At 40.0% G+C, this 25,850-nt stretch carries 23 protein-coding genes; 3 read left to right on the forward strand and 20 right to left on the reverse strand.

Going from position 1 to position 25,850, the window contains the following annotated elements; genetic code table 11:
• Positions 1 to 20: 20 nt before the first annotated feature.
• From ftsY to rnc, 7 genes are all read right to left on the reverse strand, one after another.
• Positions 21 to 1,388 carry a signal recognition particle-docking protein FtsY gene (gene ftsY / locus QM419_RS03670; protein WP_414277921.1) on the reverse strand — a complete coding sequence of 456 codons (1,368 nt, stop codon included), beginning with the start codon at positions 1,386 to 1,388 and terminating at the stop codon, positions 21 to 23.
• A 3-nt stretch (positions 1,389 to 1,391) separates the two neighbouring features.
• Positions 1,392 to 2,210, reverse strand: coding sequence for a Cof-type HAD-IIB family hydrolase (locus QM419_RS03675; protein WP_414277922.1), 819 nt, complete (start codon positions 2,208 to 2,210; stop codon positions 1,392 to 1,394).
• Positions 2,210 to 3,001 carry a Cof-type HAD-IIB family hydrolase gene (locus QM419_RS03680; RefSeq protein WP_414277923.1) on the reverse strand — a complete coding sequence of 264 codons (792 nt, stop codon included), beginning with the start codon at positions 2,999 to 3,001 and terminating at the stop codon, positions 2,210 to 2,212. Before QM419_RS03680 ends, QM419_RS03675 begins: the two co-directional genes overlap by 1 nt.
• Positions 3,002 to 3,121: 120 nt before the next feature.
• Positions 3,122 to 3,700, reverse strand: a complete 579-nt coding sequence (locus QM419_RS03685) for an HD domain-containing protein (RefSeq protein WP_414277924.1) — start codon at positions 3,698 to 3,700, stop codon at positions 3,122 to 3,124.
• A 144-nt stretch (positions 3,701 to 3,844) separates the two neighbouring features.
• Complete coding sequence (locus QM419_RS03690; protein WP_414277925.1) at positions 3,845 to 4,504, reverse strand: trimeric intracellular cation channel family protein; 660 nt, start codon at positions 4,502 to 4,504, stop codon at positions 3,845 to 3,847.
• A gap of 87 nt (positions 4,505 to 4,591) precedes the next feature.
• Entirely contained in the window at positions 4,592 to 8,131 is a 3,540-nt protein-coding gene (gene smc, locus QM419_RS03695; RefSeq protein ID WP_414277926.1) for a chromosome segregation protein SMC, read from the reverse strand.
• A complete protein-coding gene (rnc, locus tag QM419_RS03700) occupies positions 8,122 to 8,820 on the reverse strand; it encodes a ribonuclease III (protein ID WP_016465984.1) in 699 nt (232 codons plus the stop codon). The genes smc and rnc overlap by 10 nt, the downstream gene beginning before the upstream one ends.
• 153 nt (positions 8,821 to 8,973) lie before the next feature.
• Between rnc and QM419_RS03705 the strand changes: the two genes are divergently transcribed.
• On the forward strand, positions 8,974 to 9,306 hold the full coding sequence (locus tag QM419_RS03705; RefSeq protein WP_303405088.1) for a putative DNA-binding protein: 333 nt from the start codon (positions 8,974 to 8,976) through the stop codon (positions 9,304 to 9,306).
• A gap of 11 nt (positions 9,307 to 9,317) precedes the next feature.
• Complete coding sequence (gene ffh, locus QM419_RS03710; protein ID WP_075231685.1) at positions 9,318 to 10,883, forward strand: signal recognition particle protein; 1,566 nt, start codon at positions 9,318 to 9,320, stop codon at positions 10,881 to 10,883.
• Between the two features lie 23 nt (positions 10,884 to 10,906).
• On the opposite strand, the gene QM419_RS03715 is transcribed toward ffh, so the two are convergent.
• From QM419_RS03715 to QM419_RS03740, 6 genes are all read right to left on the reverse strand, one after another.
• Entirely contained in the window at positions 10,907 to 11,800 is an 894-nt protein-coding gene (locus QM419_RS03715) for an RluA family pseudouridine synthase (RefSeq protein ID WP_414277927.1), read from the reverse strand.
• Positions 11,790 to 12,251 carry a signal peptidase II gene (gene lspA / locus QM419_RS03720; protein ID WP_414277928.1) on the reverse strand — a complete coding sequence of 154 codons (462 nt, stop codon included), beginning with the start codon at positions 12,249 to 12,251 and terminating at the stop codon, positions 11,790 to 11,792. Before lspA ends, QM419_RS03715 begins: the two co-directional genes overlap by 11 nt.
• Entirely contained in the window at positions 12,248 to 13,156 is a 909-nt protein-coding gene (locus QM419_RS03725; RefSeq protein WP_414277929.1) for a LysR family transcriptional regulator, read from the reverse strand. Before QM419_RS03725 ends, lspA begins: the two co-directional genes overlap by 4 nt.
• Positions 13,157 to 13,312: 156 nt before the next feature.
• Positions 13,313 to 13,918 (reverse strand): superoxide dismutase SodA, encoded by a 606-nt coding sequence (sodA, locus tag QM419_RS03730; RefSeq protein WP_414277930.1) that lies wholly within the window; start codon positions 13,916 to 13,918, stop codon positions 13,313 to 13,315.
• 68 nt (positions 13,919 to 13,986) lie between these two features.
• Complete coding sequence (gene holA / locus QM419_RS03735) at positions 13,987 to 15,024, reverse strand: DNA polymerase III subunit delta (RefSeq protein ID WP_414277931.1); 1,038 nt, start codon at positions 15,022 to 15,024, stop codon at positions 13,987 to 13,989.
• 32 nt (positions 15,025 to 15,056) lie between these two features.
• Positions 15,057 to 15,992 (reverse strand): dihydroorotate oxidase, encoded by a 936-nt coding sequence (locus QM419_RS03740; protein WP_414277932.1) that lies wholly within the window; start codon positions 15,990 to 15,992, stop codon positions 15,057 to 15,059.
• Positions 15,993 to 16,218: 226 nt separating this feature from the next.
• Between QM419_RS03740 and gdhA the strand changes: the two genes are divergently transcribed.
• Entirely contained in the window at positions 16,219 to 17,565 is a 1,347-nt protein-coding gene (gene gdhA, locus QM419_RS03745) for an NADP-specific glutamate dehydrogenase (RefSeq protein ID WP_414277933.1), read from the forward strand.
• A 91-nt stretch (positions 17,566 to 17,656) separates the two neighbouring features.
• Here the strand turns inward: gdhA and alaS are convergent, their stop codons facing one another.
• From alaS to QM419_RS03780, 7 genes are all read right to left on the reverse strand, one after another.
• Positions 17,657 to 20,275, reverse strand: coding sequence for an alanine--tRNA ligase (gene alaS / locus QM419_RS03750; RefSeq protein ID WP_414277934.1), 2,619 nt, complete (start codon positions 20,273 to 20,275; stop codon positions 17,657 to 17,659).
• Between the two features lie 15 nt (positions 20,276 to 20,290).
• Complete coding sequence (locus tag QM419_RS03755; protein ID WP_414277935.1) at positions 20,291 to 20,776, reverse strand: LURP-one-related/scramblase family protein; 486 nt, start codon at positions 20,774 to 20,776, stop codon at positions 20,291 to 20,293.
• A 274-nt stretch (positions 20,777 to 21,050) separates the two neighbouring features.
• On the reverse strand, positions 21,051 to 21,800 hold the full coding sequence (locus QM419_RS03760) for an MBL fold metallo-hydrolase (RefSeq protein WP_414277936.1): 750 nt from the start codon (positions 21,798 to 21,800) through the stop codon (positions 21,051 to 21,053).
• 205 nt (positions 21,801 to 22,005) lie between these two features.
• On the reverse strand, positions 22,006 to 23,076 hold the full coding sequence (locus tag QM419_RS03765) for an ABC transporter substrate-binding protein (RefSeq protein ID WP_414277937.1): 1,071 nt from the start codon (positions 23,074 to 23,076) through the stop codon (positions 22,006 to 22,008).
• Positions 23,073 to 23,846, reverse strand: a complete 774-nt coding sequence (locus tag QM419_RS03770) for an ABC transporter permease (RefSeq protein WP_414277938.1) — start codon at positions 23,844 to 23,846, stop codon at positions 23,073 to 23,075. The genes QM419_RS03765 and QM419_RS03770 overlap by 4 nt, the downstream gene beginning before the upstream one ends.
• Positions 23,843 to 24,649, reverse strand: coding sequence for an ABC transporter permease (locus QM419_RS03775; RefSeq protein ID WP_016466000.1), 807 nt, complete (start codon positions 24,647 to 24,649; stop codon positions 23,843 to 23,845). Before QM419_RS03775 ends, QM419_RS03770 begins: the two co-directional genes overlap by 4 nt.
• Positions 24,630 to 25,787 (reverse strand): ABC transporter ATP-binding protein, encoded by a 1,158-nt coding sequence (locus tag QM419_RS03780; protein WP_414277939.1) that lies wholly within the window; start codon positions 25,785 to 25,787, stop codon positions 24,630 to 24,632. The genes QM419_RS03775 and QM419_RS03780 overlap by 20 nt, the downstream gene beginning before the upstream one ends.
• Positions 25,788 to 25,850 lie beyond the last annotated feature (63 nt).

Genomic DNA, 25,850 nt, shown 5'->3' on the forward strand with positions numbered 1-25,850 from the left:
AATTCTTGCAGGATTTTCTTTTACAGCAAACCTTCTAGAAGGCCCTTCATAAAGTTTTCAGAATTGAACTCACCGATATCATCGATTTTTTCACCAAATCCAATCAACTTAACAGGGATATTGAGCTCTTCACGGATAGCAAGAACGACACCACCTCGGGCAGTTCCATCAATCTTGGTTAAGACAATACCTGTCAAAGGAGTGATTTTTGAAAATTCTTTAGCTTGTACAAGAGCATTTTGACCAGTTGAGGCATCTAGAGCTAGGAAGGTTTCATGAGGTGCTTCAGGCACAACACGCTTGATGATACGACCAATTTTTTCCAACTCTGCCATCAAGTTTTCTTTGTTTTGCAAACGTCCAGCTGTATCAATCATGAGAATATCAATACCTTCTGCTACTGCACGTTCCATTCCATCAAAGACCACACTGGCTGGATCAGCTTTTTCTGGACCCGTTACAACAGGCACACCGACACGACGACCCCATTCTGCTAGCTGAGCTACCGCACCAGCACGGAAGGTATCCGCAGCAACCAGCATAACTTTCTTACCAGCTTGTTTGTAGCGATGTGCCAATTTACCGATTGATGTTGTCTTTCCGACACCATTAACACCTACAAAGAGCATGACAGTCAAACCATCTTGGAAGTTAATACTTTCATTGTATTGCCCATCTTTTTCGTAAAGCTCCACCAATTTTTCGATGATAACACGACGAAGAGCTTCTGGTTTCTTGGCATTTTCAAGTTTAGCCTCATAACGCAATTCTTCCGTTAGATTTGAAGCTACCTGAACACCAACGTCACTCATGATTAAGAGTTCTTCTAGTTCTTCAAAGAATTCTTCATCAACTGAGCGGAAATTAGCAAAGAAGGCATTCAAACGAGCCCCAAATCCCGTACGAGTTTTCTTGAGACTGCGATCATACTTTTCCTGTACAGTCTCTTCAACCAGAGGAGTTTCTTCGATTACTAGATCTTCTTCCACTTCCTCAGTGATTTCCGGCTCTGTTTCGTCTGATTGAAGTTGATTAAAATCCTCTTCTTCATCGCTTGAAGTCATATCTTCAACGTGAGATGATTCCACTTGAGGACTTTCTACCTCTTCAACTTGAATTGCTTCTTCTTGATGAATTTCAACTTCGTCGATCGGCTCAGAGATTGCTTCCTCAACAATCTCTACTTCAGATGAGCCATCATTGATTTCTTCCTGAGGTTCTTCTGGTAAGGTAACCTCTTCTGGTTCTGTCACTTCAGCATTTTCAGATTCCGATGCATCGTTTTGCTCGTTATCATCTGATAAATCAATGTTTTCTAATGCTTCTTTGACGACATCTTCAATTTTTGGTTCTTCTATTTTCCCAAATAAACGGTCAAATAATCCCATACTTTAATTCTCCTTCAGTACATATTTTTCAATTGCCCAGGCGACTGCTTCCTCGTCATTGGTCATAGGCGTTACCACGTTTGCAACTGCTTTGACCTCAGGCACAGCATTTTGCATGGCTACACCAAGACCTGCCCATTCAATCATAGAAAGGTCATTAGCTTCATCGCCACAAGCCATGACTTGACTTCGATCAATTCCTAAATGCTCAATTAACTTAGCTAGTCCTGTCGCCTTATGGACATTCTTTGGTGACCATTCTAGCAAGAGTTCACGTGATTTAAAAATTTCATATTTGTCAAACAATTCAGGAGAAATCTTTTGAATAGCTGCATCCAAGGGTTCTTGAGGAAAGGCAGTGACACACTTATTGTAAGTAATCTGACTAGACAAATCTTCAAGAGCAGTTTGAATAAAGGTTAAAGCTGGGTTAAACTGAGCGTATAAACTTTCTTGATCTGATTGAATCTGATAAACGACGCCTTCAGAAATAGCATCTAATGGAATATTTAGTTTTTCAGTTTCTTCGTAAATACGACTCACATCATCAATGGAAAAGACTGTCTTATCAAGGATTTCACCCGTATTTTTTTGAACCAAACCGCCATTAAAAGTAATAGTATACTCATCCTCATGACCATCTGTTCCAAGTTCTTTGAGGAAGAAATCCATGGCTTTGAGAGGACGTCCAGTTGTTAGGACTACCTTGACTCCTTGTTCACGCGCAGCCTTCAAAGTTGCCTTGGTACGATCTGTTAATTTCTTATCTGTCGTTAGCAAAGTACCATCTAAGTCCAAAGCAATTAATTTAATATCTGCCATTACAATTCCTCCATATAAGCGATAACTGATTGGTCTTTGTGGTGTCCAATAACTGTTTCGGCCAGTTCTAGAATTTCTGGGCGAGCATTTTCAGGTGCGACTGGATGTCCTACAACCTGCATCATGTGAAGGTCGTTGAGGTTATCACCAAAAGCCATCACTTGATCCATATCCAGATTTAATTTTTTCGCTAGCTCTACAATTGCTACTCCCTTGTCAACATAGTCTAGAACAATATCAATGGATTCAAAACCAGTAGTCATAGCCTTAACACCGGGCACATGTTCATTGACCCAAGCTTCCCCGGCTTTTACTGTCTCTTCAGTAAAGTTCGTTGTGAATTTGAAAATCTCATCGGTAATATCTTCGAGACTGCCTACCTTTTGGATATTTTCATTGTAATGATGGCTAAACATAAGATAGGTCTCATCCACCGTTTCTAAGACATAACAGGCCTTTTTACCAGTCAAGAGCATCTTCTTCTCATCAAAATAAGGGGAAGATTTTAGTTTTTCAAATGTTGATAGGTAAAAATCACGTGGCATGGTTGCTTCATAGAGGTCCTCTCCATGAAAACGAACCAGACTCCCATTTTCAGCAATGAAGATAATCTCATCTTTGACATCCGCAAAATGTTTCTCTAAGGACAAAAGACCACGTCCTGATGCTACAGCAAAGTAGATTCCTCGTTTTTTATATGAAGAGAGAAGAGCTTTTAAGCGCTCCATATCAAATTGGCCCGCTTCATCTAGAAAAGTCCCGTCCATATCAGTTGCGACTAGTTTTATCATAAATACTTATATTCTCCAGTTATAAATCTATCTACTATTATACCATAGAAAAAACAAAAAAGACGTGCAGGATTGACACGCCTTAGTATACTAAAAATCAATCCAAAGAGCCAATTCTTATTATAAATATAAGCCCTTCTCTACACTTTCCTGAATTAACTTTTTTGTCAATTTCCATAATTCTTCAGATTCACTTTTTATGAACTTTTTCTTTTCTAATACCATGTCTGCACTGATATTATCAGGGTTATAATTTAATTCTGATACTTCTAAATGATTTATCAGTGGTACCAATGCATCGATTGCTCTTGCATATCTTGCTTCAGCACTCTGCCCTTTTTCAAATTCCAACCACAAATTTTTCATATTCAAATATTTCTCTTCTGGAAGGAGGCTCATTGTTTTTTCTATAGATTCTAGCTCTCTATCATGAGAATGAAACTTTTTTTCATTATCAAAAACCCAAGTATCTCCGGCATAAATCTCACCTAAATCATGAAGCAGTAACATAGAAATCACTTTTTCCATATTCAATTTTTCAGGATAATAATCTTGAAGAACCATTGCAGCTATGGCACCCTGCCAAGAATGCTCAGCACTATTTTCAAATCTTCCATCAAGAGTTCTATTAAATCTTGTTACTGACTTTAATTTCTCTATTTCTTTAATAAAATCAACCGAATTCTTCAAATTACTCATTGCTGCTCCTATCTTATTTTAAATTTTAGATATAATACCAAAAAATATTAATTTCATCAAATATTTCCCGTATTTGCAAAAAATAAAATAGCGCCTAATCCATACGAGATTAGACGCATATATAAAATAAGTCTCGCTTATTCATCAGTTCAAGGTTCTCTTATCCATATTTGGCAAAGAGAGCTTAAACTTAATAATACAGAGTCGAATCACAAAACCGACAATTGAGAGAATAATAAAGGCAGTAATTCTTGGAAAATGGAGGACAAAGGCCAACCAGTAATAAATAACGCCAATTACAAAAGATAGAAGGGCATAGATGTCTTCTTTTAGAACACTTGGAACTTCATTGATCAGGAGGTCTCGGATAATACCACCACCTGCTCCCGTTAAACAGGCTAAAATCCCTGCAGACATCAAATTCAATTTACTATCAGCTAAAGCTGTAGCTCCAATTAGAGAGAAGATAATTAAGCCAATGGAATCAAATATGAGATAGGCTTCTCTCAACCACTTATAGAACTTTTTATCATGACTCGCATTAGCCTGTTTTGAAGTCACAAAGACATACATGATAACTGCTACAAGGATAGAGACATAAATTGGTCCAGGATCAGCAAGCGAGGAAGGAAAGCGACTGATAATAGAATCTCTTAAAATCCCCCCACCAACTGCTGTTACGATTGCCAATAAACTAATCCCAAAAATATCTAAACGTTTACCAAAGCCTTTGATGGCTCCTGATGCTGCAAAAGCTATTGTCCCAATATAATTACAAACCATTAGGAATAGATCAAAATCCATATAAGCTCCTCAAATTATTTTTGTAACCCTTCTGACTTCTTAAAGGTCATTCTAAATGCTTAGCTGAAAGTTTGTAACGAGCACTCACTAAGCATCCATATTCTCTAAATCTTTTAGTTTTACAGAGACAATCTTAGATACACCAGATTCTTGCATGGTCACCCCATAGATAGAGTCTGCTGCTGCCATGGTTCCCTTACGGTGAGTAACAACGATAAATTGGCTGTCTTTATCAAATCGATTGAGATAATCACCAAAACGTTTAACGTTTGCCTCATCAAGTGCGGCCTCTACCTCATCCAAGATAACAAATGGAATGGTCTTAACACGAATGATTGAGAAGAGCAAAGCTAGAGCTGACAAAGCCTTCTCCCCACCACTCATGAGGTTGAGGGATTGGATTTTCTTACCTGGTGGTTGAACAGAGATTTCGACACCTGCTGTCAATAAATCTCCTTCTGTCAGGATTAGGTCTGCTTGACCACCACCAAACATCTGCTTAAAGGTCACTTTAAAGGACTCCCGAATGGCTTCGAATGTTGACTTAAAGCGTTCTTTCACTTCATCGTTCATTTCTGTAATGGTCTCAAGAAGTAAGTTTTTAGCAGAAAGAATGTCATCTCGCTGAGTATTTAAGAACTCCAAACGTTCGTGCACTTCATCAAACTGTTCAATAGCATCCAAGTTAACCGGACCAAGTGAACGAATGGATTTTTCCAAATCCTTAACCTTTTGTTCAGCGATTGCTAAATCTTCCAACTGATTCGCTTGTTCTAAAGCTTCCGTATAGCTAATCTGATATTCTTCAGTCAGTTGACCTTGAAGATAACGAAGGCGGTCCGTAATTTTTTCTTTGGTCGCTTCCGCTCGTGTTTGCTTACGAATCCATTCTTCATTTTGCTGGCGAGCTTGTTCTAAATGACTGGCAATATCATCCAGTTGTCCCTCAATGTCGTCGAGTTCAAACTGCTTACGAATCAATCCTTGTTGAATTTCTTCCTTCTGACTCTTGGCTTCTGCTTCCTGCTTGGCCAAAAGTTCTGTATCAACTTTTTCAAGATTATCTACTTTTTCTTGCAAAAGACGTTCAATCTCTTCTTGCTCGATATTGAGGTTCTCAAGTTCTTTGTTAATCCGTTCAATATCAGAAACCTCATAACGTTTCCGTCCAAGCATTTCTGTTTTAAGCAGACGCTCTTGGGAAATTTTTTCCTGCAAGTTTTTGTAGCGTTCCTGAATAGCATTTTTATTGGACTTGATTTCTTCAATTTCAGATTCCAGCTTTTGCTTTTCAGTTGCAATAACTGCGAGACGTTCTTGGCATTTTTCTTTTTCAGCTTGCCAATCTCCACCTCTAAGGTTGTTTAATTCTTGCTCCTGAAGTTTCAAGAGAGTCTCAAGTTCTTCGACCTGCTGGCTAGTTTGTTGATAAGCTAAGTACAAGCCTTGTTCCTGGATACGAGCTTGCTCTCCCTGGGACTTAATGGTCTCCAAAGTTTGACTAAGAGTATCCAAAGCTTCTTGAACTGACTTCAGATTTTCTTCTTCCTGACGAAGGAGCTTTTCTTCTTGAGCAATCTCTTTTTGCAACTGCTCTAATTCAGGCTTGATGAAGATGCTGTTATTTTGACGATTGGCACCACCAGCATAAGAACCACCTGTTCGCAATTCTGTACCATCTAGCGTAACCATACGAACTTGATAGCGTACCTTACGAGCAGCATCACGCGCATGCTCAACTGTATCAAAGATAGCTGTGGTAGCTAGCAGATTTTTAAAAATAGCTTCAAGCTTGGTATCAAAGGTAACCAGTTCATCTGCCATACCAAGAAAACCTGGACTTGAGGCAATCACATCTTGATTCTGCCCAGAAATGCTCCGAGCCTTAATGGTTGTCAAAGGAAGGAAAGTCGCACGACCGGCTCGATTTCGTTTAAGGAAATCGATAGCTTTAGTCGCTGCCTGTTCGTCTTCAACGATGATGTGTTGGCTACTTGCACCGAGAGCAATCTCAAGAGCTGTCTGATAACGAACATCAAAGGTTAAATGTTCACTAACTGCTCCAATAATACCACCTAAGCGATTTTTTTCTTGGAGAACAGTCTTGACACCCGCATAAAAATTGCTATGGTTTTTAAGAATGTTTTCCAAACTTTGCGCCTTGGCCTGTTTGTTTTTCAGACTATCCAAACGGTCAAAGAGTAGATTTTGCTGACTTTGATAAGCCTGCTTTTGTTCTTCCTCTTGCTTAGCACTGATCTGATAATTGACAAGTAAACTTTGTACTTCTTCTTTAGCTGATTTAAGGGCAAGCTCTTGCTCACTAGCCTTGGACTTGGCAGAAGCCAATTGTTCCTTCAAGGATTCTAATTGTTCTTCTTGCTTTTGAGTCTGTTGGCGACTATTTTCAAGGTCATTTTCAATCCTTGTTAATTGGTTAGAGACATCCGCTTCTTCCTGTAAGAAAGCCACAAAACGTTCACGCAATTGCTCAATCATTTGATCTGGATCATCAGAAAAAGCCAATAATTCTGCTTCTAAGCGATTGAGTTCCTTCGTATTGACCGCTAAATTTTCTTCTAACTGACTGAGATTTGCTTCTTTTTCTTCCTTCTCCTGAATGAGAGCATTTCTCTTTTCGTCCAAACTAGCCAAACGTGCCTGAGCTTCTTGTTGATTGAGAGCGACTTGTTCTGTTTCCAGTTTTGACAAGGCTAACTTACGCTCTAATTCACTGATTAGACCAGTCAAATCCATCAGTGTGGACTGGTCTTTTGACATTTCAGCTTGCAAATCATGACGTTTCTTTTTGAGAGTTTGATTTTCTTCTTCTAACTCTTCACGTTTCTGATAGTAGCTCGTCAAAAGTTCTTGAACTTGGTTTAATTCTTCTTCTGTTAGATCTAATTCAGCCTTATTGGCTTGAATTTGTGCAACCAAAACATCCAAGTAAATCGCCTTACGCTGACCATCTAATTCTATAAATTTACGAGCTGTTGCTGCTTGCTTTTCTAAGGGCTTGATTTGATTGTCTAACTCATAGATGATATCTTCCAAGCGGTCTAAATTGTCTTGAGTTTGTTGCAGTTTACTTTCTGTCTCTTTGCGACGAGTTTTATATTTTAAAACTCCAGCTGCTTCTTCAAAAATAGCCCGGCGTTCCTCAGGTTTGGAGTTAAAGATTTCTTCGACCTTCCCTTGGGAAATAATAGAGAAGGAATCGCGTCCAAGTCCAGTATCTAAGAAAAGATCATGAATATCACGAAGACGGACTTTTTTCCCATCAATCTTGTACTCACTATCTCCAGTACGATAAATGTGACGCTCTACCTTAATTTCCTGGCCTGCATCCTTGATAAAGCCGTCCTGGTTATCTAGGGTAACAACCACAGAAGCATAGTTTAAAGGTTTTCTACTTTCTGTTCCTGCAAAGATAACATCAGGCATCTTCCCACCACGCAAGCTTTTCACACTAGATTCACCTAGTGCCCAACGCAGACTTTCCGTGATGTTTGATTTTCCAGAACCATTAGGTCCTACAACAGCTGTAACTCCCTGGTCAAAAACAACCTTGGTTTTGTCAGCAAAGGACTTAAACCCCTGAATCTCAATTTCCTTTAAATACATGAATCCAGCCCTTCCTCAACTGCATTTTTTGCGGCTTCCTGCTCTGCTAATTTTTTTGAACGTCCTTGACCAGTTCCAAGACTTTTCCCTTCAACAAGGACTTCCACTTGAAACATCTTATCATGGGCAGGCCCAATCTCTGATATCACTTGATAACGAATATCGACATCACCATTGACTTGGAGTAATTCTTGCAAGTGAGTCTTGTAGTCTTTAATCATTTCAAAATCGCCGGCTTCTACTTTTGGTATCATGACTTGATAGATAAAATCCTTCACTCTAGCCAGATCCTTGTCTAAAAGAAGAGCACCCAAAAAGGCTTCGAAGGCATCTCCCAAGATGGTATCACGATTGCGACCACCTGATTTTTCTTCTCCTTTGCCTAGCTTGATAAACTGATCAAACTGGCAATCACGCGCAAAACCAGCTAAACTCTCCTCGCGAACAATCATGGCACGAAGTTTAGATAAATCACCTTCTGGTTTTTTAGGATATTTCTTGTACAGGTATTCTGAAATCAATAATTGCAGAACAGCGTCTCCTAAAAATTCCAAGCGTTCATTGTGTGAAATTTTTAAGAGGCGGTGCTCGTTTGCATAACTAGTGTGAGTAAAAGCTGTTTCAAGTAATTGTTTATCTGAAAAAACAAGCTCAAAACGTTGCTCTAACACAGTTTCTAATTCTTTCATAAGAACCTCTTTCTAAAACATTATAATACACTCCATTATACCAAAAAAAGGATTCATAGTCAGAAAATAACCGTTAAAACGTCTTTTTCTCACTTGCTTCTAAAATCAATCCATTACTAGCAGTCTAGCCTATTTTTTGGTATAATAAATCTTATGGAAATTGAAAAAACCAATCGAATGAATGCTCTGTTTGAATTTTATGCAGCCCTTTTGACTGATAAGCAAATGAACTATATCGAACTCTACTATGCAGACGACTATAGTTTAGCTGAAATCGCTGAAGAATTCGGTGTCAGTCGTCAGGCTGTTTATGATAATATCAAACGAACCGAAAAGATTCTGGAAGACTATGAGATGAAGCTCCATATGTACTCTGACTACATTGTTCGCAGTCAGATTTTTGATCAGATCATTGATCGCTATCCAGAAGATGCTTTTCTCCAAGAGCAAGTTGAGATTTTAACAAGTATTGACAATAGAGAATAAGAGGAATAAATATGGCATTTGAAAATTTAACAGAACGTTTGCAGAACGTCTTTAAAAATCTACGTAAAAAAGGAAAAATCACCGAGAGTGATATCCAAGAAGCAACCAAGGAAATTCGTTTGGCTCTTTTAGAAGCCGACGTTGCTTTACCAGTGGTTAAGGACTTTATAAAGAAGGTTCGTGAACGTGCCATTGGGCATGAGGTCATTGATACCCTCAATCCAGCTCAACAAATCATCAAGATTGTTAATGAGGAGTTGACTGAAGTTCTTGGTTCTGATACAGCTGAGATTATCAAGTCTCCAAAAATCCCAACCATTATCATGATGGTCGGTTTGCAAGGGGCTGGTAAAACAACCTTCGCTGGAAAACTTGCTAACAAACTCAAAAAGGAAGAGGATGCTCGTCCTCTGATGATTGCGGCCGACATCTATCGTCCTGCAGCTATTGACCAGCTTAAAACACTGGGACAACAAATTGACGTTCCTGTCTTTGCTCTTGGAACTGAAGTTCCTGCAGTGGAAATTGTTCGCCAAGGTTTGGAGCAAGCCAAAGCCAACCATAACGACTATGTCTTGATTGATACAGCCGGTCGTTTACAAATCGATGAGCTTCTCATGAACGAGCTCCGTGATGTTAAAGCTCTTGCTCAACCAAATGAAATCCTTCTCGTCATCGATGCCATGATTGGTCAAGAAGCTGCTAACGTTGCGCGAGAATTTAACGCTCAATTAGAAGTTACCGGTGTCATCCTTACCAAGATTGACGGGGACACTCGTGGTGGTGCTGCCCTTTCTGTTCGTCATATCACAGGAAAACCAATCAAATTCACTGGTACTGGTGAAAAGATTACCGATATTGAGACTTTCCACCCTGACCGCATGGCCAGCCGTATTCTCGGTATGGGAGATATGCTGACTCTGATTGAGAAAGCTTCTCAAGAATACGATGAGCAAAAAGCCCTTGAAATGGCTGAAAAGATGCGGGAAAACACCTTTGATTTCAATGATTTCATCGATCAGTTGGATCAAGTGCAAAATATGGGGCCAATGGAAGATTTGCTTAAGATGATTCCTGGTATGGCCAACAATCCTGCTCTTCAAAATATGAAGGTGGATGAAAAACAAATCGCTCGCAAACGTGCCATCGTCTCATCTATGACTCCGGAAGAACGTGAAAATCCAGATTTGCTCACTCCAAGCCGTCGTCGTCGTATTGCAGCTGGTTCTGGTAATACCTTTATCGATGTCAACAAGTTCATCAAAGACTTTAACCAAGCTAAACAACTCATGCAAGGTGTCATGTCTGGTGACATGAACAAGATGATGAAGCAAATGGGTATTAACCCTAACAACCTTCCTAAAAACATGCCTGGTGGCATGGATATGTCAGCCCTTGAAGGTATGATGGGACAAGGTGGCATGCCGGATATGTCTGCTCTCGGAGGAGCTGGAATGCCCGATATGAGCCAGATGCTCGGTGGAGGCCTCAAAGGTAAAATCGGTGAATTTGCCATGAAACAATCCATGAAACGCATGGCTAACAAAATGAAAAAAGCTAAGAAAAAACGCAAATAAAAAGGACTCAATTGAGTCCTTTTTTATTGTTCATTTCTAAGTTTCTCCAAGGTTTGCTTGAATATTTCTGGAATATCAGCAGTAAATTCCAGCGTTTCACCCGTTCTTGGATGGGTAAATCCAAGAGTCTTGGCATGGAGAAATTGTCCATGTCCCTTTAGGGTTTTACGAGGTCCATAAACCTCATCACCAGCTACAGGATGACCGATATAAGCCATGTGTACACGGATTTGATGGGTCCGTCCTGTTTCCAGTTGCAACTCTAATAAAGAATAGTCACCAAAGCGTTCTAAGACTTGGAAACGTGTCACTGCTGGTTTTCCTTTAGCAGTGACAGATTGTTTCTTACGGTCTTTTTCACTTCGACCAATCGGTGCCTCAATAACACCTCGGTCATTTGGAAGATTACCATGAACAATAGCCCAATATTTTCGAAGAGATTTCTTGTCTTTCAATTCTTGAGCAAGTGCTAAATGCGCTTCATCATTTTTAGCAACCATGAGAAGCCCAGATGTGTCCTTATCGATACGATGGACAATCCCTGGGCGCAGCACACCATTAATTCCTGATAAGTCCTTAATATGATACATAAGGGCATTCACCAAGGTACCACTGGTATGACCAGCACTTGGATGAACAACCATGCCTTGAGGTTTATTGACTACTGCTACATCCTCATCTTGATAAATAATTTCTAAAGGAATATCCTCTGCTACATACTCCAAAACCTCTGGTTCGGGAATTTGATAAGTGATCATATCTCCTTCTTGGACTGTATATTTGGCTTTCTTGACCTGGCCGTTGACCAAGACTTGACCAGACTTGATTTGTTCATTGGCGAGACTACGAGACAATTCTGTCAAATCTGACAAAGCCTTATCTAGGCGTATCCCGCCTCTTTCAATTTTAATTTCCATTCATTTCCTCTTTTAGCATTGCAAGCAATAACACAACGACCCCTACTGTCAGATAACTATCAGCCACATTGAAAATCGCGAAATTGATAAAGTCTAAGTGAAACATATCCACGACAAATCCTTGGCTAATACGATCAATAAAGTTCCCCAGACCACCTGCAATAATCAAAACCAATCCAAAGACTGTCCAGAAGGAATCCTCTATATGCTTATGAAGATACCAGATAGCTCCAACCATGACTACGAGGGTAATCACTGCAAAAAACCACTGTTGATCTTGGAGCATCGAAAAGGCTGCTCCTCTATTTTGCAGATAGGTTAAACTAACTAGATTTGGGATCCATGACTTGATTTCACCAAGAGCAATATTCTGAACGACATAAGACTTTACCAATTGGTCGAATAGGATTAAGGATCCTATAATCCATACTACTAGTCCTCTTTTTTTCATGCCTTCCTCTTCTGATTAAAATACTCTTGCATAACCTCTACGAATAAAGTTCCCGCTTGGCTCAATTCTACCTCTTCACGTTTGACATAAACCATGCGATTATTGAGATTATCATTTAGTGGAATAACGGTGATCCCGTTCACACTATCGCTATCTAAGAATCCAGAACCAGTCGCATAAGCATTTGTTCTTTCAAGAATTCCATTTAAAGTAGCGCGGTCTGTTACGTTAAACATCTGGGAGCTGGCACTTGTGTCCACAAAGTTTTCTGAGTAATAGAGATATTCATCCTTCTCTTGTGTGAAACGAACTGTTGGCAAATCAACTAAATCATCCATGACCAGTTCTTTTTTCTTAGCCAAGGGATGGCCCTCACGTAAATAAATGTGCGTTTGGAAAGGAATCAACTCAATTACTTCAAGACCTAATTTTTCAATCCGCTGCATGATACCTTTTTGGTTTTGATTGTTGAGGTAAATAATCCCAATTTCACTATGACCTTGGGCTACTTCATCCAAAATCTGAACAGTTGTAGATTCAAAAATACGGAAATTTTTATAGTCTGGGTACCGTTGAGAAAAAGTTGTGATAGTCGGAGGTAAGAAATCATAGTGCTGGCTGGCTATTGAAAACTCATCCTTTTCCTCTTCAGGATTGGCATACTGGTTCTGGAAAACATCAAATCCTTTGACCAACTCTTGGGCTTTTTCATAAAATTCCATTCCACGACGAGTAAGAAAGGTACCCGAACTAGTTCTGCGGAAAATCTTGAATCCTAGCTCTTTCTCCAGATCTCTTACAGAAATAGATAGACTGGGTTGGCTAACGTACATTTTCTCAGCCGCTTCACGAAAAGTACCACTATTGGCAATAGCAACAACATAACGTAATTGTTGAATATTCATGACTTCTCCTTCGTTTTCTATTTTTTCATTATACCATAAATCAAGTCTATCCAACAAAGGAAAATCATGTATCCTAGACTTCTAAGCAAAGTAAACAAAAAACACCTTTAAAGCTAGACTCAAAATCCAACTAAAAAGGGGTGTTATCAAATGCGATTATTTAGCTGCTGCGTAAAGCTCGTCTACTTTGTTCCAGTTAATCACTGAGAAGAAAGCTTTGATATAGTCAGGACGAACGTTGCGATATTTCACATAGTAGGCATGTTCCCAAACGTCCAAGCCCAAGATTGGTTTCTTACCTTCTGAGATTGGTGTGTCTTGGTTTGCTGTTGAAGTCACTTCAAGTTTACCTTCTTTGTTAACAACCAACCATGCCCATCCAGAACCGAAACGTGTTGTTGCTGCCGCAGTAAATGCTGCTTGGAATTCATCGAATGAACCAAATGTTGCATCGATTGCTGCTGCAAGTTCTGCTGAAGGAGCTGTTTTTTCAGGAGTCATCAATTCCCAGAAAAGAGCATGATTCAAGTGTCCACCACCGTTGTTGATAAGCGCTTGACGGATATCAGCTGGGATAGATTCTACATCAGCAAGCAAAGCTTCAAGGTCTTCACCAATTTCAGGGTGTTTTTCAAGAGCTGCATTAGCGTTATTTACATATGCTTGGTGATGTTTGTCATGGTGTAAATGCATTGTTTCAGCATCAATATATGGTTCCAAGGCGTCGTAAGCGTATGGAAGATCTGGTAAGATAATAGCCATCTGTAATACCTCTTTTCTTTCTATATAAAAATGATAACGCAAACAACCTTTTTTTTCAAGTTATTTGCTCAATTTGACTGGCTCGCAATTTGCAACAAAGCCTTCTCAAACAGGTAGCCTTTTTCGTAAACACCAGTCTTAATTTGATAATCTGCTTGGATGAGATAACGGATAGAATCCTGTAAGAAATTCAAGGACAAAGCTCGTGTGTCACGAAGGGCAAATTTGATTTGGTAAGGATTAGGATTGCGACCAAGATAGTGACCTAAACTGCTGACCATCTGAGATTCTGTCTGACCAGACTCTTGCAAAATTTTAACCTGTGTGTAGAGTCTGAACTGTCCCAGCATAATGGCAATCAGTTTAATCTCATCTTCTCCCTGCAAGGTCAAATCCTTCACTAAATCACGCGCCTGATCGATCTTCTTCCCTAAAATCAATTGGGTTAAATCAAAGATATTATCCTGCAAAGTCTTTGGTATGGCTTCAACAATGTCTTCTTCTGTAATGTCACCATTATCCTTGTAGGCCTGTAAGAAGAGTAGATTTTTTTGAATTTCACTGAATTGAAAACCTGATTTGATAAGTAACTGTTCAAAAGCTTTCCCCTCAAAGGAAAGTCCTTGTTCCTGAGCCCACTTTTGAAAATAAGCACGCATCTCTTGTTCTTTTGGCTCGATGGCTTCAAAAACCTTCGCATCGCGCTTGAGCAATTTGACCAAACGTCTCTTACTAACCAACTTCCCTTCAGCAAAAATGACTAGTTTACTAGAAGGTAAAGGATTTTCCAGATAGTCTTCAAAAGACTTAAGTTCATCATCAGATAGATAGCGTTTTTTAGCTGTCGTTATGTCGAGAAAATGATCTAAAATAACAATCTTTTCATCCGCAAAGAAAGGAAGACTGACCAACTCTAGTTCCAAGCTTTTGTAGTCTACTTCTTTCATGTCAAAATAAGCAAAGTTCAAATCTGCAGAATCGTAGCCGATTTGTTTTAGAACCTGTGTTTTCATGACGTCATACTGGCCTTGGTCGACCCCTGTAAACAGGGTCAAACTCGGAAGGTTAGCTAAGGACAGTTTTCGGCTTTCTTCTATGGCTAGCATCTATTCTCCTTTCTTTTTAGTTTCACTTTTATTTAATCAATATAATGTAATTTACCACGGAAATCATCTAGGCTTTGATAACCTTTTTCCACCATAATTTCTTTGAGTTCCTTGGTAATACGCTCAAAAGCACCTACTCCTTCTTTATGAAGAGTAGTTCCTACCTGCACCATGCTAGCACCACATAAGATATGTTCAAAAGCATCACGCCCTGTTAATACTCCACCAGTTCCAATGATTTGAATTTCTGTATTTAAGCGTTGATAAAAGGCATGGACATTGGCAAGGGCAGTTGGTTTAATGTATTCTCCACCAATTCCACCAAAGCCATTCTTAGGACGAATCACGACCGACTCATCTTGAATATAAAGACCATTTCCAATAGAGTTGACACAATTGACAAATTTGAGCGGATATTTGTTAAAAATAGCTGCAGCCTGGTCAAAGTGAACTATATCAAAATAAGGTGGTAGCTTAATTCCTAGAGGTTTTGTAAAATACTCAAAGACTTCTGACAAAATACGGTCTGTTGTTTCAAAATCATAGGCAATCTGAGGTTTTCCTGGAACATTGGGACATGAGAGATTGAGTTCAGTTAGACCACGAAAATCACTTTCTTGCACCTTCTTCAAAATGGTATGAGTTTCCTCTGGAGACATTCCAACTAATGATAAAAAGAAGGTACGATTTGGTTCCTTTTCTTGCAATTCCAAAAGGTAGTTCAAGTAATAGTCTAAACCATTATTTGGCAAACCCATAGAGTTGATAGAGCCAAGTGGAACATCTTGGTAGCGTGGTTCAGGATTCCCCTGACGAAATTCCAAGGTTGCTGTTTTAGTGACGAAGGTTCCTGCTGCTGAGTTTTTAACACCTTCCAATTCCTCAATAGTCATACAAGCAACTCCTGCCGCATTCATCAAGCAATTATCAAATTCAAAACCAGCAATCTGTGTTTTAGTTGATACCATGATTCTGTTCCTCCAGATTCCTTTATATTGCTACTATTATACCATACTTTGGCCGGACTCTTTTAATAAAACTAATCCTATAAAAAGGTTCTTATTCAGCTAATAAAACTAGCTAATCCAAATTGAAAGAATTTTTAGAAAATTTATGTTTTTTTCTTTACACTGAAAAATTTTTCTGCTATAATGTCTCATGTAATAAAATATGACAACAAAAAAGGAGAACGATATGACATCTGCTAAAGAATATATCCAAAGCGTGTTTGAAACTGTAAAAGCTCGTAACGGGCATGAGGCTGAATTTCTCCAGGCGGTTGAAGAATTCTTCAGCACTTTGGAGCCTGTCTTTGAAAAACACCCTGAGTATATTGAAGAAAATATCTTGGCACGTATCACTGAGCCTGAGCGCGTAATTTCTTTCCGCGTTCCTTGGGTTGACCGTGATGGAAAAGTTCAAGTTAACCGTGGTTACCGTGTTCAATTCAACTCAGCTGTTGGACCATATAAAGGCGGACTTCGTTTCCACCCAACTGTTAACCAAGGGATCTTGAAATTCCTCGGATTCGAACAAATCTTTAAAAACGTTTTGACTGGACTTCCAATCGGTGGAGGTAAAGGTGGATCAGACTTCGATCCTAAAGGCAAAAATGATGCTGAAGTGATGCGCTTCTGCCAAAGCTTCATGACTGAATTGCAAAAATACATCGGACCATCTCTTGACGTGCCTGCTGGTGATATCGGTGTCGGTGGACGTGAAATTGGTTACCTTTACGGACAATACAAACGCCTCAACCAATTTGATGCTGGTGTCTTGACTGGTAAACCTCTTGGATTTGGTGGTAGCTTGATTCGTCCAGAAGCAACTGGTTATGGATTGGTTTACTACACTGAAGAAATGCTTAAAGCTAACGGAAACAGCTTTGCTGGTAAGAAAGTTGTTATTTCAGGTTCTGGTAACGTAGCTCAATACGCTCTTCAAAAAGCTACTGAACTTGGTGCAACTGTTATCTCAGTCTCTGACTCAAACGGTTACGTCATCGACGAAAACGGTATTGACTTCGATCTTTTGTCAGATGTTAAAAACAACCGTCGTGCTCGTTTAACTGAGTATGCTGCAGAAAAACCTACTGCTACATACCACGAAGGTTCTGTATGGACTTACACTGGAAACTACGATATCGCTCTTCCATGTGCGACTCAAAACGAAATCAACGGTGAAGCTGCGAAACGCTTTGTTGCTCAAGGAGTTATCTGTGTATCTGAAGGAGCCAACATGCCTAGCGACCTTGAAGCTATCAAAGTCTACAAAGAAAATGGAATCCTTTACGGACCTGCCAAAGCTGCCAATGCTGGCGGTGTAGCTGTATCTGCTCTTGAAATGAGCCAAAACAGCCTTCGCCTTTCATGGACACGTGAAGAAGTTGACGGTCGTTTGAAAGATATCATGACTAACATCTTCAACACTGCTAAAACAACTGCAGAAACTTACGGTCTTGGTACTGACTACCTTGCAGGTGCAAATATTGCAGCCTTTGAAAACGTAGCAAATGCTATGATTGCACAAGGTATTGTTTAATTCCTAGTAACTACATAACTCCTCACTCCTGTGAGGAGTTTTTTCTTATACATTGAAAAAGACCTACCCTACTGGATAGATCTTTGCTTTCTTACAATTTACCTGCTACTGCATCCAACAATTCTTGGATTTTAGCTTGATTGCTTCCTCCTGCCATGGCCATGTCTGGTTTACCACCACCACGTCCATCAACGATTGGAGCTAATTCTTTAATCACATTACCTGCATGCACATCTTTTGTCTTGCTGGCTACAAGGACATTGACCTTGTCACCGATAGCTGCGACAAGAACAAGGACATCAGAGTAATCTTTTTGTTTCCAGTTATCCGCAAAGGTACGAAGGGCACCTGCGTCTGATACAGATACTTGGCTGGCAATGTAACGGTGTCCGTTTGCTTCTTGAACATTCTTGAAGACATCACCTGCTGCCGCTGCCGCTGCTTTTTCCTTCAATTCTGCATTTTCTTTTTGCAATTGACGGAGTTGCTCTTGAAGTCCTTCCACCTTGTGAGGTACTTCTTTGAGTTGAGGAGCTTTCAAGGTTGCTGCTACTGCTTTCAGTGCATCTTCTTGTTCACGGTATGCTTCGAAGGCTTCCTTGCCAGTCACTGCCAAGATACGACGAGTTCCTGATCCGATACCTTCTTCTTTAACAATCTTGAAGAGACCGATTTCAGAAGTATTGCCAACGTGGGTACCACCACAGAGCTCAACAGAGTAATCACCAATGGTCACAACACGGACTTCCTTACCGTATTTCTCACCAAAGAGGGCCATAGCTCCCATTTCTTTAGCTGTGTCAATATCAGTCTCAACTGTTTCTACTGCGATGGCTTCCCAAATCTTCTCATTGACTTGTTGTTCAATAGCACGCAATTCTTCTGGAGTCACGGCTTGGAAGTGAGTGAAGTCAAAGCGAAGGAATTCTACTTCATTAAGTGAACCTGCTTGAGTAGCATGGTGGCCAAGAATATTGTGAAGAGCCGCATGGAGCAAGTGAGTGGCTGTGTGGTTCTTCATGACACGATGACGACGATTGCTATCGATGGCCAAAGTGTATTCTTGGTTCAATGCAAGAGGAGCAAGAACTTCAACGGTGTGCAATGCTTGTCCGTTTGGTGCTTTTTGAACGTCTGTTACAGTCGCTACAACATTTCCTGCAGCATCCAAGATTTGACCATGGTCCGCAACTTGTCCACCCATTTCAGCGTAGAATGGAGTTTCTGCAAAGATAAGTGACGCAGTTCCTTCTGATACAGCCTCTACTTCTGCATTGTCCGCTACGATAGCCACCAACTTAGAGGACAATTGGCTAGCATTGTAGTTGAAGACACTTTCTACAGTGATGTTTTGAAGGGTTTCATTTTGCATACCCATAGATCCACCTTTGACAGCAGATGCACGCGCACGTTCTTGCTGTTCTTTCATGGCTGCTTCAAAACCTTCACGATCGACAGTCATCCCAGCTTCTTCAGCGATTTCTTCCGTCAACTCAACTGGAAATCCGTATGTATCATAAAGTTTGAAGACATCTTGACCAGCGATGACGCTTTGACCTTTAGCTTTCAAGTCTGCTACGATAGTTTCTGCAAAGTGTTGACCTGAGTGAAGGGTACGAGCAAATGACTCTTCCTCGCTCTTAACGATTTTTTCGATAAAATCACGTTTTTCAAGCACTTCTGGGTAGTAGCTTTCCATGATCTTACCAACAGTTGGAACCAGTTTGTAAAGGAAAGGCTCGTTGATGCCCAATTTTTGTCCATGCATAGAGGCACGACGGAGAAGACGACGAAGGACATAACCACGACCTTCATTTCCAGGAAGGGCACCATCCCCAATCGCAAATGAAAGCGAACGGATGTGGTCTGCAATAACCTTGAAGCTCATGTTGTCGCCATCTTGGTCGTAGACCTTACCAGACAACTTCTCAACTTCGCGAATAATAGGCATAAATAGGTCTGTTTCAAAGTTTGTCTTCGCCCCTTGGATCACCGCTACCAAACGCTCTAAACCAGCACCCGTATCAATGTTTTTGTGTGGCAATTCTTTGTACTCGCTACGAGGAACCGCAGGGTCTGCGTTAAATTGTGACAATACAATGTTCCAGATTTCGATGTAACGGTCGTTTTCGATATCTTCTGCAAGAAGGCGAATACCGATATTTTCTGGGTCAAAAGCTTCTCCACGGTCAAAGAAGATTTCTGTATCAGGTCCAGAAGGTCCCGCACCGATTTCCCAGAAGTTGTCTTCGATTGGGATCAAGTGGCTTGGATCCACTCCTACTTCAATCCAGCGGTTGTAAGAATCTGTATCATCTGGATAGTAGGTCATGTAGAGTTTGTCTTTAGGGAAGTCAAACCACTCAGGACTTGTCAAAAGCTCATATGCCCATGTAATGGCTTCGTCACGGAAGTAATCCCCGATTGAGAAGTTCCCCAACATTTCAAACATGGTATGGTGACGGGCAGTCTTCCCTACGTTTTCGATATCGTTGGTACGGATTGCTTTTTGGGCATTGGTAATACGTGGATTTTCAGGGATAATAGTCCCGTCAAAGTATTTCTTAAGGGTTGCTACCCCAGAGTTGATCCACAAAAGAGTTGGGTCATTTACAGGAACCAAGCTGACTGATGGTTCTACAGAGTGTCCTTTGCTTGCCCAGAAATCAAGCCACATTTGGCGGACTTGTGCACTAGATAATTGTTTCATAATGTCTCCTTTTTACTAATTAGATTGGCTTTCTAGCATTTCCACATAGTCGATAGCGACACAGAGGGAAATGACTAGGTCTGCATAAGATTCGTCGTAGACTGTTACAGTATAGGTAGAGGTTAAATGAAAAAGTTCCTTGGTAATCTCAGCAATCACTTGATCACGATCATCTAGGAGTCTAAAATTCAAATCCCAAATATTTCCTTCGATACGAAGACCAAGGTTGTCAAACTCATACTTATCTTTGAAGAAAGTGAGCTTCTTTCGAATATAGAAACTATCACCGTTGCTAAGTTGAATCTCAAAGCGTGGCATAAAGGTAAGAATTTCTTTGCTAATTCCACTGACCTGTTCACCAACTGCATCATAGATGGTAAAGGTCTTTGGAATCTTTAAGAATGAACCTTCAACTTGATAGGCAACATTGCCCATTTCATCTTTGATATCAAAGCGTTCACCACCTAGGCGAAATTTTTGTTTGACAAGGAATGTCTTCATAAGCACCTCCAAAAATAAAAGACAAATCCATATCACGAAGGGCGAAAAACCGCGGTACCACCTTCATTCAATGAACTTGTCATTCTTGATTCTTATGCAATTGTTACAATCGAGTAGCATGATTTTCTATCTTAGATGGCTCGCAGCACCGCCAATTCTCTGAACTAAGATGGAGAGAAAATCAATTCTCAACTTTCTTATTATATCGTTTTGATAGAAATTAGTCAAGTTTTATAATTTTAACGATACTACATCAAGTAATAGATTCTGAAGCTTATATAGTAATCGTCTCTCCTACAGATAGGACTGTATAATTGGAAGCTTCAACTTCTGTTTTTGTCGTCTGGTAATGACTATAATCATCAATATGAATTGGATAGATATTTTGGGGCTGGAGTATAGTTTCCAATTGCTTTAACATCTTTAAATTCATTGTGAATGGACCACCAAATGAATCAGATTTAACAGCTCCAAGGTTTGCAAAAATAGCATCAATTTTTTGGGGAACAAAATCTGTTACCCTTGGATATATAATCGTGTCACCTGTAAAGTAGATTCTTTTAGTTTGCAAAGGACTTGTGATGGTTATTTGATATCCATTAACCTTTCCAACTATTTTTTGCATTATATAATTACTCGCATGATAAGCCGGTACAGCTTTAATGGCAATTTGATATTCATCAACTGAAAACAACTGCTCTTCTCCCCAATTTAAAACTATACTTTTTAAACATGACAAACTTTTTGTGATTTTTCTGTTAGGAGAAATTACAGTTTTATCCTTCAGGTATCCTTTGCCAACTTCATCTAAATGGTCTTGGTGACCATGAGTTATTAACCAAATATTAACATTATCAAGTAACTTCTTGTCGTTATTGACATCAGTTTGTTTTTTAGATACAAAACCGTTAAATTGAACTAAAGTACCTTTAGGAGATAAATCAGGGTCAATTCCTATATGAAATTTGTCATCCACGGAAATGACACCACATGCAACTCCACAATAAGTAAACGAAATAGACATAATACTCCTACAAATACTTCCCAAATCACTTTTTCTATGAAAAGATAGATTCCTTATGATTAGAAAAATTATAACACGATTCACAAATTATTACTACTTAACACTTATAACAATAATAAAACCTAGCTTTAGAAACTTTACTAGTTACTCAAAGCTAGGTTTTGTTTTACTTTAATTGAAATTATTTACGACAGTTGGAAAGCTCCTACTTCCGATACATTTTAAACTGTAGGAATAGGTCACTATAAATTCCTGTCCATTTATGGTCAAATTTCTCATAAACTTCCAGATTTTTCATAGTATCTGCATCTGGATAGAAGGACTTGTCCTCTTTTGTCTCCTCAGGGAGCATTTCCTTAGCAGCATTGTTTGGTGTTGAATAACCGACATATTCAGCATTTTTGAGAGCATTTTCGGGTTTCAACATGAAGTTGATGAAGGCATAGGCTGCATCCTGGTTCTTAACTGTCTTTGGTATCACCATATTGTCAAACCAGAGGTTACTTGCTTCTGTAGGTACGACGTATTTGAGGTTAGGATTCTTTTCCAACATCTGGCTGGCTTCCCCTGAGAAAGTCACACCGATAGCAGCATTGTTCTGAATCATGTAACCCTTCATCTCATCCGCAACAATGGCCTTGACATTAGGTGTTAGCTTATAGAGTTTATCAACTGTCTCCTCCAACTGTTGTGGATCTTTAGAGTTGAGACTGTAGCCTAGTGAGTTAAGACCTAAACCAAGCACCTCACGCGCCCCATCAAAGAGCATGATTGAATCCTTGTATTCTGGTTTCCAGAGGTCATCCCAATGTTCAGGTGCTTCTTCCACCATAGTTTCATTGTAGACAATTCCCAAAGTTCCCCAGAAGTATGGGATTGAATACTTGTTGTTTGGGTCAAAAGACTGGTTGAGAAATTCTGGACCAATATTCTCAATGCCCTCAATTTTACTATAATCTAATGGGACCAAGAGGTCTTCATCCTTCATCTTGTTAATCATGTACTCACTTGGGATGGCAATATCATAGGTTGTCCCACCCTGCTTAATTTTGGTGTACATGGCTTCGTTAGAGTCAAAGGTTTCGTACTGGACTTGAATCCCGGTTTCTTCTGTAAATTTCTCTAGAAGTTCAGGATCGATATAGTCTCCCCAGTTGTAGATGACCAATTTTTGACTATCACGACTATTGATTTTACTATCAAGATGGTAAGAAATTCCCCATAAGACAAGGATAATCGCTAAAATTCCTGCTAAAAATGAATAGAGTCGTTTCATGCTTGCTCCTCCTTCTCACGTGAAATAAAGTAATATCCGACAACCAGGATAATACTAAAGAGAAAGACCAAGGCTGAAAGAGCATTGATTTCCAGCGAAATTCCCTTACGAGCTCGAGAGTAGATCTCAACTGACAAGGTTGAAAAACCATTTCCCGTTACAAAGAAGGTCACAGCAAAGTCATCTAATGAATAGGTGAAAGCCATAAAGTAGCCTGCAATGATAGACGGCGTTAGGTAAGGAAGCATAATTTCCTTGAACATTTGGAAATGACTAGCCCCAAGGTCATAGGCCGCATGAATCATATCTCCATTCATCTCTTTCAATCGAGGCAAGACCATGAGCACTACGATTGGAATCGAGAAGGCCACGTGACTGGACAAAACTGTCAGAAAACCAAGTGAAAACTTGAGCTGTGTAAAGAGAATCAAGAAGCTGGCACCAATCATAACGTCTGGCGCAACCATCAAAATGTTATTGAGAGATAGGAAGGCTTCTTGGTATTTTTTGCGTGATTGATAGATATAGATAGCCCCAAAGGTTCCAATCACTGTCGCAATCAAGGCTGATAGAAAGGCTAGTAAAAAGGTCTGAACCAAAATCAGCATGAGCCTTCCATCGCCAAACATCGTCTCGAAGTGAGTCCAACTAAAGCCTGTAAAGCTATTCATATCATCCCCGGCATTGAAGGCATAGACGATCAAGTAGAAGATTGGTAAATAAAGGACGATAAAGACAAAGGCCAGGTAAAGATTCGATAATTTTTTCATCGTTCTCTCCTTTCCTTAGTCACCCACATAGTGACGAACATAGTCAGGATAAGAACAACACCGATAGTTGAACCCATACCGTAATTGTCGTTGGTTAGGAAGTTCTGCTCGATGGCAGTCCCCAAGGTAATCACTCGGTTCCCTCCAATCAAACGGGTCAACATGAAGAGGCTCAGACTCGGAATGAATACGGATTGGACTCCGCTTCGTACTCCGTTCATTGACAGAGGGAAGATGACATGGCGGAAGGTTTCCCACTTGGTCGCACCGAGGTCATAGCTGGCATTGATGAGATTGTTATCCATATCATCCAAAACATTGAAGATGGGCAAAATCATAAATGGAAGCTCGATGTAGCTTGCTACAAAGATAAATGAGAAATCTGTAAAGAGCAACTGCTGCGAACCGATTCCAATAAATTCGAGGAATTGGTTGATAGAGCCATTTTGACCAAAAATCCCGATAAAGGCATAAGCCTTAAGGAGTAGGTTAATCCAGGTTGGCAGGATAATCAGCATGAGCCAGAGTTGACGGTGTTTAAGACGAGTCAAAAAGAGGGCTGTTGGGTAGCTGATAAGTAGCGTCACTAGAGTTACAATTCCTGCATAGAGCACTGAGTTAAAACTCATTTTGAGATAGGTCAAGTTTTGTGACGCAAAGTAGGATTTATAGTTTTCTAAACTGAACTGGCCTTCAATGTTGAAAAAGGATTGTCCAAATATCAAGACCAAGGGTGCCAATACAAAGAGTGCAATCCAAAGCATATAAGGCACTACAAAGAGTTTAGAGGTTGTTTTCTTCATCTCTTTCCTCCTCAATAGCGTTAATCAAACCTGCTTCATGCTCTTCGATTTCTACGTACTCTTCGATACGAGCATCGAACTCTTCTTCTGTTTCATTGAGACGCATGATGTGGATATCTTCTGGTTCAAAGTCCAGACCGATTTCCTCACCTACAATGGCCTTACGAGTTGAGTGAATCATCCATTCATTACCCAGTTCATCATAAGCGATAATCTCGTAGTGAACCCCACGAAAGAGCTGCGTATCGACCTTCACTTGAAGTTTTCCTTCTTCTGGAAGGGTAATGCGCAAGTCTTCTGGACGAATGACGACTTCGACTGGTTCATTTGGCTTCATACCACCGTCGACCGCTTCAAATCGTTTGCCATTGAACTCAACCAAGTAGTCCTCAATCATGGTTCCTGGCAAGATATTTGATTCACCGATGAAGGTTGCAACAAAGTGGTTAATGGGCTCATCATAGATATCCACTGGTGTACCTGACTGAACAATTTCACCATCATTCATGACGAAAATCCAGTCACTCATAGCCAGGGCTTCTTCCTGATCGTGGGTAACAAAGACAAAGGTAATGCCCAAGCGTTGTTGCAGTTCACGGAGTTCGTACTGCATGTCTGTCCGCAACTTTAAGTCAAGTGCTGACAAAGGCTCATCCAAGAGGACCACACGTGGTTGGTTGATAATGGCACGCGCAATTGCTACACGCTGACGTTGTCCTCCAGAAAGCTTACGAATAGAACGTTTTTCAAAACCTTCCAACTGTACCATCTTGAGAACTTCAAGCACACGTTGTTCGATTTCTTTCTTATCGACCTTACGCAAACGCAATGGAAAGGCAACATTTTCAAAGACATTCATATGTGGGAACAGGGCGTAAGACTGGAAGACCGTGTGAACATCGCGTATATTGGTCGGGATATCATTGATACGAACACCATCCAACAAAATATCACCAGTTGTTGCATCCAGCAAACCTGCGATGATATTCAGAATGGTTGATTTCCCTGAACCAGACGCTCCTAGCAATGTGTAAAATTTTCCTTCTTCCAACTCAAAGTTAATATCCTTGAGAACCTTGGTGTCGCTATCTTCAAAAACTTTAGAAACGTTTCTGAATTCGATAATTGGTTTTTTCAATTCCTCTAAATTCCTTTTTCTTCGTAAATTAACAGATTGGGACCTTTTTGAATGCTAGAAACA

The sequence above is a fragment of the Streptococcus infantis genome (genome assembly GCF_047464715.1).
Classification (GTDB): domain Bacteria; phylum Bacillota; class Bacilli; order Lactobacillales; family Streptococcaceae; genus Streptococcus; species Streptococcus infantis_S.

Bases quoted from the DNA above. Each gene is read 5' to 3' on its own strand.
- ftsY (WP_414277921.1), bottom strand. From the start codon at position 1,388: ATGGGATTATTTGACCGTTTATTTGGGAAAATAGAAGAACCAAAAATT.
- QM419_RS03675 (WP_414277922.1), bottom strand. From the start codon at position 2,210: ATGGCAGATATTAAATTAATTGCTTTGGACTTAGATGGTACTTTGCTA.
- QM419_RS03680 (WP_414277923.1), bottom strand. From the start codon at position 3,001: ATGATAAAACTAGTCGCAACTGATATGGACGGGACTTTTCTAGATGAA.
- QM419_RS03685 (WP_414277924.1), bottom strand. From the start codon at position 3,700: ATGAGTAATTTGAAGAATTCGGTTGATTTTATTAAAGAAATAGAGAAA.
- QM419_RS03690 (WP_414277925.1), bottom strand. From the start codon at position 4,504: ATGGATTTTGATCTATTCCTAATGGTTTGTAATTATATTGGGACAATA.
- smc (WP_414277926.1), bottom strand. From the start codon at position 8,131: ATGTATTTAAAGGAAATTGAGATTCAGGGGTTTAAGTCCTTTGCTGAC.
- rnc (WP_016465984.1), bottom strand. From the start codon at position 8,820: ATGAAAGAATTAGAAACTGTGTTAGAGCAACGTTTTGAGCTTGTTTTT.
- QM419_RS03705 (WP_303405088.1), top strand. From the start codon at position 8,974: ATGGAAATTGAAAAAACCAATCGAATGAATGCTCTGTTTGAATTTTAT.
- ffh (WP_075231685.1), top strand. From the start codon at position 9,318: ATGGCATTTGAAAATTTAACAGAACGTTTGCAGAACGTCTTTAAAAAT.
- QM419_RS03715 (WP_414277927.1), bottom strand. From the start codon at position 11,800: ATGGAAATTAAAATTGAAAGAGGCGGGATACGCCTAGATAAGGCTTTG.
- lspA (WP_414277928.1), bottom strand. From the start codon at position 12,251: ATGAAAAAAAGAGGACTAGTAGTATGGATTATAGGATCCTTAATCCTA.
- QM419_RS03725 (WP_414277929.1), bottom strand. From the start codon at position 13,156: ATGAATATTCAACAATTACGTTATGTTGTTGCTATTGCCAATAGTGGT.
- sodA (WP_414277930.1), bottom strand. From the start codon at position 13,918: ATGGCTATTATCTTACCAGATCTTCCATACGCTTACGACGCCTTGGAA.
- holA (WP_414277931.1), bottom strand. From the start codon at position 15,024: ATGCTAGCCATAGAAGAAAGCCGAAAACTGTCCTTAGCTAACCTTCCG.
- QM419_RS03740 (WP_414277932.1), bottom strand. From the start codon at position 15,992: ATGGTATCAACTAAAACACAGATTGCTGGTTTTGAATTTGATAATTGC.
- gdhA (WP_414277933.1), top strand. From the start codon at position 16,219: ATGACATCTGCTAAAGAATATATCCAAAGCGTGTTTGAAACTGTAAAA.
- alaS (WP_414277934.1), bottom strand. From the start codon at position 20,275: ATGAAACAATTATCTAGTGCACAAGTCCGCCAAATGTGGCTTGATTTC.
- QM419_RS03755 (WP_414277935.1), bottom strand. From the start codon at position 20,776: ATGAAGACATTCCTTGTCAAACAAAAATTTCGCCTAGGTGGTGAACGC.
- QM419_RS03760 (WP_414277936.1), bottom strand. From the start codon at position 21,800: ATGTCTATTTCGTTTACTTATTGTGGAGTTGCATGTGGTGTCATTTCC.
- QM419_RS03765 (WP_414277937.1), bottom strand. From the start codon at position 23,076: ATGAAACGACTCTATTCATTTTTAGCAGGAATTTTAGCGATTATCCTT.
- QM419_RS03770 (WP_414277938.1), bottom strand. From the start codon at position 23,846: ATGAAAAAATTATCGAATCTTTACCTGGCCTTTGTCTTTATCGTCCTT.
- QM419_RS03775 (WP_016466000.1), bottom strand. From the start codon at position 24,649: ATGAAGAAAACAACCTCTAAACTCTTTGTAGTGCCTTATATGCTTTGG.